Annotated in this window: 14 protein-coding genes; 13 read left to right on the top strand and 1 reads right to left on the bottom strand. The window is 38.0% G+C overall.

Features of this window, described 5'->3' with window-relative positions; genetic code table 11:
* Positions 1 to 724 (bottom strand): cupin domain-containing protein (locus tag QZL64_RS00255; RefSeq protein WP_296309045.1); only part of this gene is annotated, 724 nt, incomplete at its 3' end.
* A 113-nt stretch (positions 725 to 837) separates the two neighbouring features.
* On the opposite strand from QZL64_RS00255, the gene QZL64_RS00250 reads away from it, so the two are divergent.
* From QZL64_RS00250 to QZL64_RS00190, 13 genes are all read left to right on the top strand, one after another.
* Positions 838 to 1854 carry an MFS transporter gene (locus tag QZL64_RS00250; RefSeq protein WP_021840059.1) on the top strand — a complete coding sequence of 339 codons (1017 nt, stop codon included), beginning with the start codon at positions 838 to 840 and terminating at the stop codon, positions 1852 to 1854.
* Between the two features lie 359 nt (positions 1855 to 2213).
* Positions 2214 to 2951, top strand: coding sequence for a GntR family transcriptional regulator (locus tag QZL64_RS00245; protein ID WP_021840058.1), 738 nt, complete (start codon positions 2214 to 2216; stop codon positions 2949 to 2951).
* Positions 2952 to 3053: 102 nt separating this feature from the next.
* Positions 3054 to 4382, top strand: coding sequence for an ABC transporter substrate-binding protein (locus QZL64_RS00240; protein ID WP_021840057.1), 1329 nt, complete (start codon positions 3054 to 3056; stop codon positions 4380 to 4382).
* Positions 4383 to 4469: 87 nt separating this feature from the next.
* Positions 4470 to 5354 (top strand): carbohydrate ABC transporter permease, encoded by an 885-nt coding sequence (locus QZL64_RS00235; protein WP_021840056.1) that lies wholly within the window; start codon positions 4470 to 4472, stop codon positions 5352 to 5354.
* Positions 5355 to 5368: 14 nt separating this feature from the next.
* Positions 5369 to 6205 (top strand): carbohydrate ABC transporter permease, encoded by an 837-nt coding sequence (locus tag QZL64_RS00230; RefSeq protein ID WP_021840055.1) that lies wholly within the window; start codon positions 5369 to 5371, stop codon positions 6203 to 6205.
* Positions 6206 to 6234: 29 nt separating this feature from the next.
* Entirely contained in the window at positions 6235 to 6966 is a 732-nt protein-coding gene (locus QZL64_RS00225; protein ID WP_021840054.1) for a sugar isomerase domain-containing protein, read from the top strand.
* A gap of 81 nt (positions 6967 to 7047) precedes the next feature.
* Positions 7048 to 8583, top strand: coding sequence for a xylulokinase (locus QZL64_RS00220; RefSeq protein ID WP_021840053.1), 1536 nt, complete (start codon positions 7048 to 7050; stop codon positions 8581 to 8583).
* Entirely contained in the window at positions 8576 to 9757 is a 1182-nt protein-coding gene (locus tag QZL64_RS00215) for a M20 family metallopeptidase (protein ID WP_021840052.1), read from the top strand. Before QZL64_RS00220 ends, QZL64_RS00215 begins: the two co-directional genes overlap by 8 nt.
* A complete protein-coding gene (locus QZL64_RS00210) occupies positions 9744 to 10472 on the top strand; it encodes an MBL fold metallo-hydrolase (protein ID WP_021840051.1) in 729 nt (242 codons plus the stop codon). Before QZL64_RS00215 ends, QZL64_RS00210 begins: the two co-directional genes overlap by 14 nt.
* Before the next feature lie 59 nt (positions 10473 to 10531).
* On the top strand, positions 10532 to 11716 hold the full coding sequence (locus QZL64_RS00205; protein WP_021840050.1) for a threonine synthase: 1185 nt from the start codon (positions 10532 to 10534) through the stop codon (positions 11714 to 11716).
* A 2-nt stretch (positions 11717 to 11718) separates the two neighbouring features.
* Positions 11719 to 12483, top strand: coding sequence for an SDR family NAD(P)-dependent oxidoreductase (locus QZL64_RS00200; protein ID WP_021840049.1), 765 nt, complete (start codon positions 11719 to 11721; stop codon positions 12481 to 12483).
* A gap of 80 nt (positions 12484 to 12563) precedes the next feature.
* Positions 12564 to 13499 (top strand): sugar phosphate isomerase/epimerase family protein, encoded by a 936-nt coding sequence (locus QZL64_RS00195; RefSeq protein ID WP_021840048.1) that lies wholly within the window; start codon positions 12564 to 12566, stop codon positions 13497 to 13499.
* Positions 13500 to 13551: 52 nt separating this feature from the next.
* Positions 13552 to 14019 (top strand): RidA family protein, encoded by a 468-nt coding sequence (locus QZL64_RS00190; RefSeq protein WP_021840047.1) that lies wholly within the window; start codon positions 13552 to 13554, stop codon positions 14017 to 14019.
* The last annotated feature ends 357 nt before the right edge of the window (positions 14020 to 14376 follow it).

Here is a 14376-nt window from a genome sequence, read left to right as displayed (position 1 = left end):
ACAGATATTGGATAGGAGATTCTCCTGTGATTTTTTTGAAACAACGAAGGGTTTCTCTTTCACTGACATTTACAATTTCAGCAACATTAGAAAGGGTAATATTTTCCGGATAATGTTGTTCTATAAAAGATAAGATTGCAGCTACACGAACAGAATTTATATTTTGATGAATACAAGACTCGGTTTGTTGAGGTTCCAATTCGGAGTATGTAGCCAGCATAATATGACCAAGCTGTTCACGGACAGTAAATTCATATGCAAAGGCATCATTTTTTAATGCCTCAAATGCGATAGAAAAACAGTTTGATGCAGATGCCTTTTTGTTTTTTAACACAATACCTGAGAAGCGTGTACACGAGATCAAAGGCAGAATATATCTGGAAGCAAAGGCAGAATTGACATTACCGGTGATTAAAAGTGGAGAAAAAACAAGAGATTGAAGTTTACAATAAGGATTTCCAGATGCACAATGTAACGCATTCGCATTTATAACAGCGATTTCTCCTTCATGAATAGTGAATGTTTCGGATAATACCTGTAGTTTCATACTGCCTTCGACGATGTGAACGACTTCAAATTCTTCATGCCAGTGCCAGGGAATAAAATCACAGAGAGCATTTGTATGTGTTGATTCATAACCCGCACAAGGAAATTCCAGTGAGCCATGCGGCTGAAGTTCTTTATTTTTATTATTTCTGTTTAAACCACATTTTTGTAAAGCCATAATCTTTCTTCTGATTTGTCTGTTTTGTTATAGTATCTGACGGTTTTAAAATTGAAATCCCATTTTTACGACTATATAATTATAGCATATAATAAAAATTAGGAGAATGAAAAATGAGCTTTTTATTAGGAATTATTTATCTTTCATTTATCAGCCTTGGTCTTCCGGATGCCTTGCTTGGTGCGGCATGGCCGAATATGTATCCTGAATTTCAGGTCCCGGTGTCCTATGCGGGGATAATTTCCATGATTATAGCATTGGGAACCATCATTTCCAGCTTAAAAAGTGACCGCCTTACAAGGAAATTTGGAACGGGTAAGGTAACGGCTGTAAGTGTTGGAATCACAGCATTGGCTCTGTGGGGATTTTCTATCAGCCATAGCTTCATTTTATTGTGCTTGTGGGCAATTCCTTATGGTCTTGGTGCTGGCAGTGTAGACGCTTCTTTAAATAACTACGTTGCACTGCATTATGCCAGCAAACATATGAGCTGGCTGCATTGTATGTGGGGAATTGGTGCAACACTGGGACCATACATTATGGGTGCTGTACTTAGTGGTGGCACCACATGGAATACAGGGTATGGAATTATTTCTGTATTGCAGATTGTGCTTACAGCAGTTCTAATATTTAGTCTACCGAAATGGAAAAAACAAAACACATTATCGGAAGAAACCACAAGTGAAAAGGTACTTTCGCTGAAAGAAATTCTTGCAATTCCGGGTGCAAAGGCAATCATGGTCTGTTTCTTTTGCTATTGTTCCGTAGAACAGACAACCATGCTATGGGCAAGCAGCTATTTGAATCTGGCAAAAGGTGTAGATGCCAGAACGGCAGCCTCCTTTGAGGGTATGTTTTGCATTGGTATTACGATTGGTCGTGGAATCAATGGATTTATTGCCATGAAACTGAAAGACAGACAGATGATTCGTATGGGACAGGCAATTATCCTGACAGGCATTATCATAATGATTCTTCCATTTGAGGTACTTTTTTGTATTTCAATGTGTCAAACTCCCGAGCTGAAAGCATGGGGCGGACATGTGGAGTCACAGGAAATCGGGCTGCCGGTGAAAAATACCGGATTGGTGTTGCCTTGCGGGGCGTCTGGGCGCTGGCAGAGAGTCTGAACGATCCTAATAGAAGGAAATATGATTTGAGTTGTATACATCGTAAATGAATATGGAAGAATAGAGTCTGGATGTCAAATGATATCTAGATTTTTTCTATATCTACCAAAAAAATAAAGAGATATTTATAAGAATATTACAAAAATAGAGAGTTAATTTTAAATATGTTGACAAAATAAACAAAAAGAAGTACTATTGAAATGCGACATAGCTAGATAGCTAGCTATAAAGACAAGTGGATAAGCAGATAAGTAGTTAGCTAGAAATCTAGACATATAAACTCAGAATTGTTATAATGGACAGGTATAAAATTATAGTAAAGAAATCATATATCAGAGAATTAAGAAAGGATAAGAATTATGAGGATTAATACAGAGAGTACAGTACCTGTCTATTTACAAGTAGCAAATGAAATTAAGAAAAATATCAAGGATGAAACATTAAAATCAGGAGATATGCTGCCATCGGATAGGGTTTATTGTGAAGAACTTGGAGTAAGTCATATGACTGTAAAAAAAGCGATAGATTTGTTGGCAAATGAAGGTCTTGTGATTAGGAAAAAAGGAGTAGGAACATTTATTGCGGAACCTAAAATCACACAATCTTTATTTACATTGACTGGTTTTACTGGAGATAATAAAAGCCCTGGACGAGAAACACATAGTAAAGTTCTGAATTTTAAAGAAGGACATCCTTCTGCAGATATTGCAAAAAAATTAATGATTACAGAGAAAGATAGTGTCATAAATCTAAAACGTCTAAGGATGATCAATGATGATATTGTAGCATTGGAAGATGCATATATAAACAATAAGAACAAAAGATATCAAGAAATTATGAATCATGATTTTGAGAGAGAATCTTTATATCAGATTTTGAAGGAGAAATGTAATGTTGAATTGGGGTTGGCTAAGGAGACAATAGAAGTATCAAGTGCAACCGAAGAAATTAATATGCAGATGGAAGTACCCTTAGGAAAACCAATGTTTTATTTGAAACGTATTTCTTATAACATAGAAGAAGAACCGATTGAGTATGTTGAGTCAGTCTATCGTGCGGACAAATATATATTTTCAGCGGTACTTACAACACAGTAATTGTATATCAAATAGCAGTACGATTCATGATAAGGATTGCTATTTGCATATATGATTGGGATAAATACTACGATTACATCTTGGTAAGGAGGAGAAAGAGGTATGAAAAAAAGAATAATTAGTGCAATGTTAGCAGTAACCATGATTGCTGGCCTCATAACTGGCTGTGGAGGAAATTCATCGGATAAAGGAAGAGCAGGAGAAGATGGAAAGGTAAAACTTACATTATGGCATATGGAAGAAACAGATGCACGGGTACAAGCTTTTCAAGAAGTTATTGATAAGTTTAATGAAAGTCAGTCTGAAGTTGAAGTTTCGGTTGCTGTACAATCGTGGGACGATGCATACACAAAGGTTCCATCTGCAATACAGGCAGGAAATGGTCCGGATATTTTGCAGGCAATACCAGATTTTTGTTCTGTTATTTATGATATGGGGGTTGTGCAGGATTTAAGCGATGTAATTAGTGACTTAGATGAAAAGTATAGTTTTTTACAGAGTTCTTTGACACCATACACGTATGAAGATGGTATATATGCAGTACCTGCATTTGGAATGGCACAGGTATTATGGTATAGAAAAGATATGTTTGATGCTGCTGGACTAAGTGCGCCAACAACATTTGAAGAATTGTTGGAGTGTGCAAAAGCACTGACAGATAAAGAGAATAGTAAATATGGAATTGCACTTCCGGCATCGTTGTCAATGGCAACAGACCAGGTACTCTATTCTTTGATTGCATCAGCAGGAGGAAAAGATGTTGTAAATGGGGAAAATAAAGTGACATTTAATAATGAAGGAACTGTAGCGGCATTGAAACTATATCAAGAGCTACTCCAGTATGCGCCGAGTGATTGTGACACCTATGCTTGGGGCGAACCGCAGGCATTGTTAAATCAGGGGACCATTGCAATGGCGATTGAAAAAGGGCAGTATTTGTCAACGTTTGAATCTGAATCAGGTGTTGGTGCAGAAAATTTGTGCTGCGTTCCAATTCCAGTATTGAATGAGTCGTGTACGTCTACTAGCATTTACTATTCAAATGGATTTATGCTTTTATCTGATGATGAAGCAAAAAGAGAAGCGGCAAAAGCCTTTTTTGATTTCATGTTAAGTGAGGAAGCATACGGAGAATTATTAAATGCAGAGCCTGGATTGTTCCTTCCTGTGACAGAAACTGGTGGAGAGTATAGCAGCTGGCTGTCAAACGAAGTTCTTCAGAAATATCCGGAAGAAGTAGAGGGGCTTTTGGCATCCGCTGAGACAGGAGAGCTTTTTGGATTTACCGATGGTATTTGTAGAAAAATAGGTTCTATTACTGGTCCGAACTTAATTGCACAGACTTTACAGCAGATAACAGTAAATGGAAAGACAGCAGAGGAAGCTGCTCAATGGGGGCAAAGTGCAATGGAAGAGGCTGTTTCTAAATAAGGAATGAAAAGAAATAATCACAAGGGCTGTCAAATGTAGGTTTCTATCAATGGCCCTTCTGATTATAAGAGAAAGAGAGAGGGCACGATGAAGATGAAAGCAAAGAAAAAACAGATATGGCTTCCTTATGTATTGGTTGCACCATTGATGGTATGGTTGTTGGTAACTGTTTTTATTCCAGTCGTGAATGTATTTATTGACAGTTTGAGAAATACTACTTATGTAGGTATTAAAGGCGAATTTATAGGACTGGAAAATTATAAGAGCGTTTTGACAGATCGCAACTATTGGACAGCTTGGCTGAAAAGTATTCAATGGCTAGTTGGATGTACGGTGCTACAAACGATTTTAGGATTTGGTACTGCTTTATTATTGAACGGACATGGAAGGTTTCGTAGAGTAGCAAAGACATGGAGTATTGTTCCCTGGATTATTCCGACAATTGTTGTTTCTATTATGTGGCAGTGGATATTTAACAGTTCTTATGGAATATTAAATGATCTGCTTCAGAAAATGAACCTGATTACGGAGGGAATCAACTTTTTTGGTGAGTCTAAAGCAATGTGGACGTTGATTATTATTAATGTATGGCATTGGTTTCCATTTACAACCATTATATTATTGTCTGGACTTGCCACAATTCCAGAGACATTATATGAAAGTGCAGAAGTAGATGGAGCATCTGCATGGCAGAGGTTTCGATATATTACAATGCCGGGGCTTTCTAAGATCACATTTGCGTTAGTTGTGATTGGTACACTCTGGTGTTTCAACATTTTTGATACAATCTTTATTACGACAGAAGGCGGTCCGTTAAATTTAACAACAACGGTTCCGATTTATATTTACAGAGAAGCATTTAAAAATTATCAGATAGGTCGTTCATCAGCAGTGTCTATTGTGACAGCAATATTGTTATTGATTTTGGCAAGTGTACTGGCTAAAATTTCAAAACCATCAGCGGATGAATAGGAGGGGAAATAGATATGAAAAGAAAAATTAGAAAGAGGGGAAGAGTTCCTTTTATCGGTAAGATTTTTGCTGTATTTCTTGCTTTCATTATTTTATTTCCCTTTTACTGGATTGTGATTTCATCTTTTAAAACAAGTGACACAATTGTACATCCAGATTTGTGGCCTGTTAAAAGTACATTGGCACATTATCAACAGTTGTTGAGCACACCGACATTTGTATCAGGATTGAAATCAAGTTTGATTGTTACAGCCGGAACAGTTGTTATTTTACTCGTAATTGTTATTTTGGCAAGTTATGGATTGTATAGATTTGAGTTTAAGGGAAAAGCATTTTTAAATAAAGTAATATTGCTGGCGTATATTTTCCCAGGCATATTGCTTGTTGTACCGGTGTATGACATTATGGCGAAAATTCATTTGGTTGATTCATATGCAGCATTGATTATTATGAATGTGACGTTTGCAGCGCCGTTCTGCGTGTGGTTGATGAATGGATTCTTTGCATCTGTTCCGAAATCATTGGATGAATCGGCAGCACTCGATGGGTTAAGTAAAATGGGGATTTTGTTGAAGATACATATTCCACTGCTGAAACCGGGGATTGCAACAGTAGCTGTATATGGGTTGATTTCTGCGTGGACAGAATTTACATTTGCATCTATTTTAGTTATTTCGGATGAGTATAAGACGCTTCCAATTGTTTTGAAAGCGATTACCAGTTCTTATACGGTTCAATGGGGACAGATTACAGCATCAGCAACGCTTGCAATGCTTCCAATTATTGTAATTTTTGCCTTTGTAGGAAAATATTTTATTGGTGGATTAATAGCAGGGGCGATTAAGGAGTAGCAGTAATTTTATATAACAGAGGTGTAGCTATGAAAAGATATGAACAATATTTAGAAGAAATAAAAGTGATTGAAACACAAATTCTAAATGACGAATCAAAAGCAATTGAAACGGTTGCTAATAAAATGGCAGTTACGTTAAAAAATAAAAAACAGATATATTTATTTGGGTGTGGACATTCTCATATTTTAGTCGAAGAAGCTTTTTACAGAGCAGGAGGGTTGGTTCCAGTAACTCCGATTTTTGATACAGCGCTCATGCTTCATGATGGAGCGGTAAAAAGTTCTCATTTGGAAAAAATGGAAGAGTATGGAAAACTTGTATTTGAAAGAATAAATATACAGAAGGAAGATATGATTTTTATTTTTTCAAATTCAGGAATTAATGGATGTCCGATAGAAATTGCAATACGTGCACATGAAAGGGGAGCTGTAGTAGTAGTTTTTTCTTCAAAAGAGTATGTGAACAAAGAAAGAAGCAGACATTCTTCTGGCAAATATCTTGTTGATTTTGCCGATTATATTATCGATACGCATGTTCCATATGGAGATGCACTTGTTAAAGTGAATAATAATCGGATTGCACCTGGCTCTACGATATCAGGAGCATTGATATGGAATATGTTGATTTCACAGTTGTCAGAAGAAGAAGAAAAATTAGGTATAGAAAGAGAATTTTTTGTGAGTGGAAATATTGAAGGCGGAGCGGAAATGAATCAACGATATATTAAAAAATATCAGACAAAGATCAGCAGTCTGTAATCAGAAATATACGATGGAAAAGATTAAGATAGGAATGGTTTATAACATAGGCATAAGTTGAGAAAAACAGGAGAAGGTTATATGAATCAAATATATCTTGGAATAGATTGTGGGACAACAAGCATCAAATGTATGGCAATTAATGAAAAAGGAAAAAAGTTATATGTAGCATCGCGAATGCATGTGACAAATTCTCCAAAGGAAGGATGGATGGAGCAAGAACCGGCAGGATGGGTTCAACCTATGTTTGAAACGGTGCGAGAGTGTGTATCTGCTGTGGGAAAAGAGCGCATAAAAGCACTGGCATTATCGGGACACATGAGTTCTCCGGTATTTTTGGATGATAAAAATCAACCCCTCTACCCATGTATGACAGTTGGCGATGCACGTTGTGAAAAGCAGGCTGAATCTTTGATAAAGGGGTATGAAGACAAGTTTAAAACACGAACAAACAACAAACCTTTGGCTTGTTTTGTCGCACCTAAAATACTCTGGTTTATACAAAATGAGCCGGAGAAATATAAGCAAACAAAAACGGTCGTAATGGCAAAAGATTACCTTCGTTATGTACTGACTGGAATTTTGAATACGGATACAACAGATGCGGGAAATACACTTTTATTTGATGAAAAAAGCGGAACATGGGATGAGGATTTTATTACAGAATTGGGAATCCGAAGTGATATTTTTCCGAAAATAGTGCAGGCAACAGATTATGTGGGATCTGTTTTACCGGACATAGCCAAGGAATGTAATTTACCATCGGAAGTATCTGTTTATTGTGGCGGTGCAGATATGGCGTGCAGTCAAATAGGAACGGGAAGCTTTAAAGAAGGAATATTGGCAATCGCACTTAGCACGTCGGGGCAAGCATGTATGAACATATCGGATCATATGGATGTCGGATATGGAAAAGTGACATTTCATCCCAGTGTAGTGAAAGGAAAGAGATATGCGATGGGCTCTGTTTTTTCAGGAGGATTAGCCTTAAATTGGTGTTATCGGATGCTTTCTGGAAAAGAAAAACTGTCGAAAGAAGATTTGAATAAAATGAGTCTGCTTGCGGGGAAAAGTATTTCAGAGAAACCAGGGAGTGATGGAGTTGTATTTCTTCCATTTTTAACCGGAAGCGGATCTCCCTATTTTTGTCCAACAGATCGTGCATCACTTGTAGGAATGTCTACGACAACAAATGATAAATCAGTATTTCAGGCTGTTATGGAGGGTGTTTCCTATAATATCAAAGAGAGTGTGGAATTAATGAGTGAAATGGCAGGAGAGATAACTACCATATATTTGAGTGGCGGTGGTACACATGTAAAAGCATGGATTCGCGTTTTAACAGATATCATAGGGAAAAAGATTCATATATTGGAAGAATCTGATGCATCTACGTTAGGCGCTGCTTTGATAGCAGTAGCTGGTGACAGACAGGAATTGAATTTTGAGAAAATATCTGCAGAAGCAATACGTGTTGTTGAGACAGTAGTTCCGGATATGAACAGAACAGAAAAATATAAGTATTTGTATTCCGTATATAAAGAATATTACCAAATGCTGCAAGTGATGTATCAAAAGATAGAAGATTTTGTCAAAGAAGGTGGGAAGTGTGAATAAAGAACTAGTGGAGCTGACAAAACGTTTTATTGCGGTTCCAGGGTATTCTGAACTTGTGGAAAAAGAAACGAAGATGGCGGAAACTTTATATAAAGAGTTACGCAGCATGGGACTGCCGGCACAACTGTTGGATTATGATGGAAGATATAACGTGGTCTGCGAATATGAGGGAGAGCAGATAGGGCCGACAGTCGTATTGTGTACGCATTTAGATACGGTTCCGCCGTATGAAATGCAAAACCCATTTGAGGGGAAAGTGGAAAATGGCAGATTATATGGTCGTGGTGCAGTTGATGTGCGGGGGATTCTTGCAGCGATGTCGCTGGTCATGAAACGTTTGTTTGAAGAGAAGGCGGAAATCTGTGGAAAAGTCCGATTTCTTGCAGTGTCAGATGAAGAGAGCGGTTCTTATGGTATGAGAAAAGAGATTGAGAATGGGTATTATGCAGATTTGACAATTGTTGGTGAACCTACAGAACTTCAATTAGGCATCGCACATAAGGGCGTTACATGGATACAGGTGGATTTTAGAGGGAAAACCGCACATGGAAGTGTGCCAGAGGAAGGGCATAATGCAATCTATGATGCCAATCATTTTATACAATATATTGTAGAGGATTTGATTCCAAAATTAAAGGATAGAAAACAGCATAAACTTCTGGGGACAGCATCTATTAATGTGGGACTAATTGACGGAGGAACAAGACCTACGATTGTTCCTGAATTTTGCAGGGTGCAAATAGACCGGCGGCTTGTTCCGGACGAGGATATTGTACAAGTATTAAATGAGATTACAGAAGAGGCCGGAAAAGTAAATGACGGAAAAGCAGATTTTGAAATAAAAGCAATTTTGGGAGATGAGGAACATCCATTTCCGCCATTGGACTCGGGCAGGTATCAATCTATCTTGACTTGCCTTAGTCAGACGGTTTCAAAAATTACTGGCAGTCAAAAAAATATAATCGGACTTCCGTATTGGACCGATGCAGCTTTACCGGGATATTATACGGGGAAAGCTGCGGTTGTAATTGGTCCGGGCAATATCGCGCAGGCGCATTCCAATAATGAATATATTGATATCAGCCAGTTGGAGCAGTCTGTAGAAGTGTATGATTCCATGGTAAGAGCGATATCTGAATTATACAGAAAGGAGGGGGAGAATGCGTTTAAATAAAAAGGTTTCTCTGGTAGCCAGCGGAGATATGGCTCTGAGTATGACACATCCTTGTGATTGCAATGCGTACTTGATAGATTGTGGAACAGAATCAGTGTTGATCGATACAGGTACAGGATTGGACAATGAGAGAGTTATCTGCGAATTGAAGAAGGATATGGCAAGCCCATTGACTCATATATTGGTCACACATCATCACGCGGATCATATCGGTGGCTTAAATGAAATAAGAGAATATTTTCATGCACAAGTGGTAACTTCGTTTCTTGAAAAAGAGTCGATAGAAAAAGCAGATGAGACAGTTACGGGATTAGAAGCGGCAAGAAATGCAGGTTACTATCCCTCGGATTACGGTATAAAGAGTGCAGTAGTGGATAAAGTCGTAAAAGCTGGAGAACACATGAAGATAGGGGATGAAGAGATTTGTGTTTTTGATGCTACCGGTCATAGTCTTGGAGGTGTGTGTTATTATTTTCCAAAAGATAAGATGGTATTTGTCGGAGATTTGATTATGCATGGAGGATATATTAATCTACAAAATATTCCGGGAGCAAATTTGCAGAAATATGCAGAAAGTGTAATAGCGTTGGAAAAATTAGAGGTAGAACAATTTTATTCCGGTCATGGGAATTTCAGCCTAAACAGAGGGAAAATACATATTGAAAAAGCGGCAAAGGCATTTCGAAATCTTGGTGTTCCTCCTAATTTTGTCTGAAAGTACATTTGGAAAATGGATGGAATTACAAATGGAATGCGAGGGAAGGAGTTTGGCAGATGCATGCAAAAAAGTTAAAGTGTTGGAAGTGTAACTGGGAAGGGGCACTTGCAATGAAATATGAATGTCCTGTGTGTGAAAATTCCCTTGAGGTTGTATATGATTATGAAGAAGTGAATAAGGAAAATCTGGAAAAGGCATTATCCGGATGCAGTGGATTGTGGAGTTTTACTGAACTTTTACCGGTGCGCAATCCAGAACATATTATTTCTTTAAATGAAGGTGCGACTCCTTTATATCGTTCTTCTGAAGAGTTTGAATGCCAGGTTTATTGGAAAGATGAGACAAGAAATCCGACATTGTCATTTAAAGACAGACCGAATTCGGTAGGGATATCAGTCGCAAAAGAATTTGGATTTCAGAATGTAAGCATCGCATCTACAGGAAACGGAGGTGCGTCACTTTCGGCATATGCGGCAAAAGGGAAAATGCAATGTCATATATGTATACCGGAATCTACTCCGCAGGGGAAAGTAGTACAGGCAGAATATCATGGTGCAGAGTTAGTATTGTGTAAAGGTGATTATAGCGATAGTTATCAATACAATAAGCAGCAGAGTGAAAAAAATAAATGGGCAAATATGACATCAACTTACTTGAATCCTTATACGATGGAAGGGGATAAAACGATTGCTTATGAATTGTTTATACAACTAGGAAGAAAGGTGCCGGAATGGGTTGTTGTTCCTTTAGGAGCAGGAGCAATGCTGACGGGAATTTATAAGGGATTTGTTGAATTAAAAAAGTTGGGATTTTGTAGCGAACTTCCGAAGATGATAGGAGTACAGGCAGAAGGATGTGCACCGATTGTAGATGCATGGTTAAACAAACAAGATGAAGTGCAACACTGGGATAAGTGCAGGACAATCGCAGGTGCGATCGCAGATCCTTTAAAAGGTTATGAAAAAGACGGTACTAGAACACTTCATTGCATATATGAGTCAAAAGGGGCTGCAGTTAAGGTTTCAGATAAAGAAATTATGTATTGGGTGAAACAATTGGCAGAGCGGGACGGCTTGTTTGTAGAACCGGCATCGGCATCGGCAGTAGCGGCAATCGCACAGTTGCTTAAAGAACGTGTGATCAAAGAAGATGAGACTGCCATAGGAATTATTACAGCACATGGGTTGAAGGATAGCGAAGAATTGGAAAAATACATAGAACATGCCAGAGAGGATGGTTGAAAATGAGATTAGAAGGGAAAGTTGCAATTATTACCGGAGGTGGAAGTGGGATTGGAAGAGCTAGTGCAATTCGTTTTGCACAGGAAGGGGCAAAAGTTGCAATAGCAGGACGGCGGCTGGAATGTCTGGAAGAAACTGCAGAAATGGTTCGCGCGAATGGCGGAGAGTGTTTATGTTGTGTAACAGATGTAAGAGATGAGGCACAGATTATTCAACTTGTGGAACAGACATTAAAGACTTATGGGAAAATTGACATTTTATTTAATAATGCAGGAGTAGGATATTCCGCACCATATGTAATGGATTCTACAGTTAAGACACCTTCAGAGGACTGGGATGAAATTCTTTCTATCAACCTTCGAAGTGTATTTTATGCATGCAAAGCGGTTTTGAAACATATGATTGATAGAAAATCCGGAGTGATATTAAATTGTTCTTCTATCAATGGCGTGATTGGATGTGGGGCAGATGCATATACGGCGTCTAAAGGAGGAATTAATGCGCTGAGCAGAGCATTGGCGGTAGATAATGCCAAATATAATATACGTGTAAATGTGGTCTCTCCGGCAGCGACAGATACCCCGATGATTCAATCTGCTTATCAAGAAATTGATGGATTTTATGAATACTGGTCAGGAGTAGCACCGCTTAATAGAATGGCAACACCGGAGGACGTGGCAAATGCAGCATTGTTTCTTGTAAGTGATGAGGCCGGTTTTATTACGGGACAGAATTTGATGGTGGATGGAGGGTTATCCATTTCATAGAAGATAAAATATTACAAAACAGAGAAAATTATCCGGAAGAAACCGGAATAATTTATAAAAAATATAAGGAGGAAATGAAAATGACAAACTTAAAACTTTCAATGGAAGTATGGCCGAATATGCCATGGGGAAGACTGGAAATCTGTGGATGTGCAGTAAACAGCTGGGGAAATATTCCTCTGAATGAACTGGTATATAAAGTAAAAGAGCATGGATATGAAGGAATGGATATCGTGTATTCCAAAATTGCAGAGATTCCGCCAGAAGAGAAATCTGAAATCATGAAGAAAACAAAAGAGGCATTAGAAGAAACAGGTGTACATCTGCAATCTTTAGGAGCACATTGTACATTTGTAACTCCACGCTGGTTTGATGCGGCAGCAGGTGTGAAAATGATGAAAGAAGCAATTGATGATGCAGTATATCTCGGAGCAAATACAGTATGCACATTGATTGCACAGGGATTCTATGATCCTGCGTTGTATAATATTATGACTCGTAAAGAAGCATGGGATATGATTGTTAAAAATGTAGGTGAATGTGCCAGATATGCAAAAGAACGCAATATGACAATCAGTGTGGAGATTTTGCAGGGAACATTGATTAATTCAGTAGATCAATGGTTTAAATTGTACAATGAAATTGGTTTGGACAATGTGTATGTAACGGTAGATACAGGTACTTTTTATACAACAATTAAACCTAAAATGCCGGTTTACGATGCAATTTTGAAATTAGGAAAACATATTAACTGTGTACATGTAAAAGATGAAGTAGGATTTACGAATATCATTCAGTGTCAGCATGTATGGCTGGGTGCAGGATTTGTAGATTTTAAAGAAGTGGCACGTGCATTGAAAGAAATTGATTATCAGGGATATTGTGCAGTTGAATGGGAAGGCTGGCAGAATGGAGGGCTTGCCGGAGTTGGAGATCCGGGCGGAATCGGATTAAGTGATTTTGATATGGTGGCATCTGAGTCAAAATTGTTCTTGGAGGAAGAAGGATTCTGTTAAAGCGATTTGTTATATTTAGAGAATTAACAAATAGTGAAAAGAGGTGGCAAATTTGATAGAAGAGCGATTAGAAGAATTGGGGATTGCACTTCCGGTTGCTCCTGCAAAAGGTGGAAATTATAAACCAATAAAGCGATTTTCAAATGAGAAGTTAGCATATTTTTCAGGATTTGGGAGCACTACAGAGTCATTTCAAATATTTGGAAAATTAGGTAAGAAAGTAACTAGAGAGCAGGGATACGAAGCTGCAAAGAGTTGTATATTAAACTTATTGGCTGCATTTCAGAGAGATGTGGGATCGTTAGATCAAATAGGTTCTTTTGTAAAAATGCTCGTGTTTGTTTCGTCAGATAATGAGTTTTATCAACAGCCGGAAGTGGCAAATGGTGCCACCGATTTGTTGGTGGATATTTTTGGCGAAGAGATAGGACTTCCTGCGAGAAGTGCAATAGGTGTAAATGTTTTGCCGGGGAATATACCGGTAGAAATAGAAGTGTTGGTCGAACTAAAAGATAAATAGAGCTACTATCAAAATTTCATAAAAGGAAAATAAAAGAATCTCTCAAAGAATATAAAGTATTTAATACGAAGATTTTTATGGGAGATTCTTTTTATGTTATTTGGGGATTTAAAGGTTTCAGTGCTATCAGCGGGGAAACGCAATGCCATTAAGCTAGGTGTTCGAGGTTTTGTTCGAATTTGCATTGAAACATGTGCAAGAGGATATTTTGGTGCTTGGAAATACAGATTCAGAAAGAAGGGCATGCTGATAAGACAGATGCTGTTCATCTGTCAAAAATGACAATCTTCAGTGGTAGAGCCTAAGGCTATCGATATCTGAAATGAATCGCACTGATTCCACGGAGGGGCCGGTCAA

This window comes from Veillonella sp. CAG:933 (genome assembly GCF_000431435.1).
In the GTDB taxonomy this organism is placed as follows: Bacteria; Bacillota; Negativicutes; order Veillonellales; family Veillonellaceae; genus Veillonella_A.
Note: the sequence above shows the minus strand (reverse complement) of the source record. Positions and strands in the feature narration are given on the sequence as shown.

Coding starts and splice junctions, on each gene's coding strand:
- QZL64_RS00225 (WP_021840054.1), top strand. CDS start 6,235: ATGAAAAGATATGAACAATATTTAGAAGAAATAAAAGTGATTGAAACA.
- QZL64_RS00250 (WP_021840059.1), top strand. CDS start 838: ATGAGCTTTTTATTAGGAATTATTTATCTTTCATTTATCAGCCTTGGT.
- QZL64_RS00210 (WP_021840051.1), top strand. CDS start 9,744: ATGCGTTTAAATAAAAAGGTTTCTCTGGTAGCCAGCGGAGATATGGCT.
- QZL64_RS00235 (WP_021840056.1), top strand. CDS start 4,470: ATGAAGATGAAAGCAAAGAAAAAACAGATATGGCTTCCTTATGTATTG.
- QZL64_RS00230 (WP_021840055.1), top strand. CDS start 5,369: ATGAAAAGAAAAATTAGAAAGAGGGGAAGAGTTCCTTTTATCGGTAAG.
- QZL64_RS00200 (WP_021840049.1), top strand. CDS start 11,719: ATGAGATTAGAAGGGAAAGTTGCAATTATTACCGGAGGTGGAAGTGGG.
- QZL64_RS00240 (WP_021840057.1), top strand. CDS start 3,054: ATGAAAAAAAGAATAATTAGTGCAATGTTAGCAGTAACCATGATTGCT.
- QZL64_RS00245 (WP_021840058.1), top strand. CDS start 2,214: ATGAGGATTAATACAGAGAGTACAGTACCTGTCTATTTACAAGTAGCA.
- QZL64_RS00220 (WP_021840053.1), top strand. CDS start 7,048: ATGAATCAAATATATCTTGGAATAGATTGTGGGACAACAAGCATCAAA.
- QZL64_RS00205 (WP_021840050.1), top strand. CDS start 10,532: ATGCATGCAAAAAAGTTAAAGTGTTGGAAGTGTAACTGGGAAGGGGCA.
- QZL64_RS00195 (WP_021840048.1), top strand. CDS start 12,564: ATGACAAACTTAAAACTTTCAATGGAAGTATGGCCGAATATGCCATGG.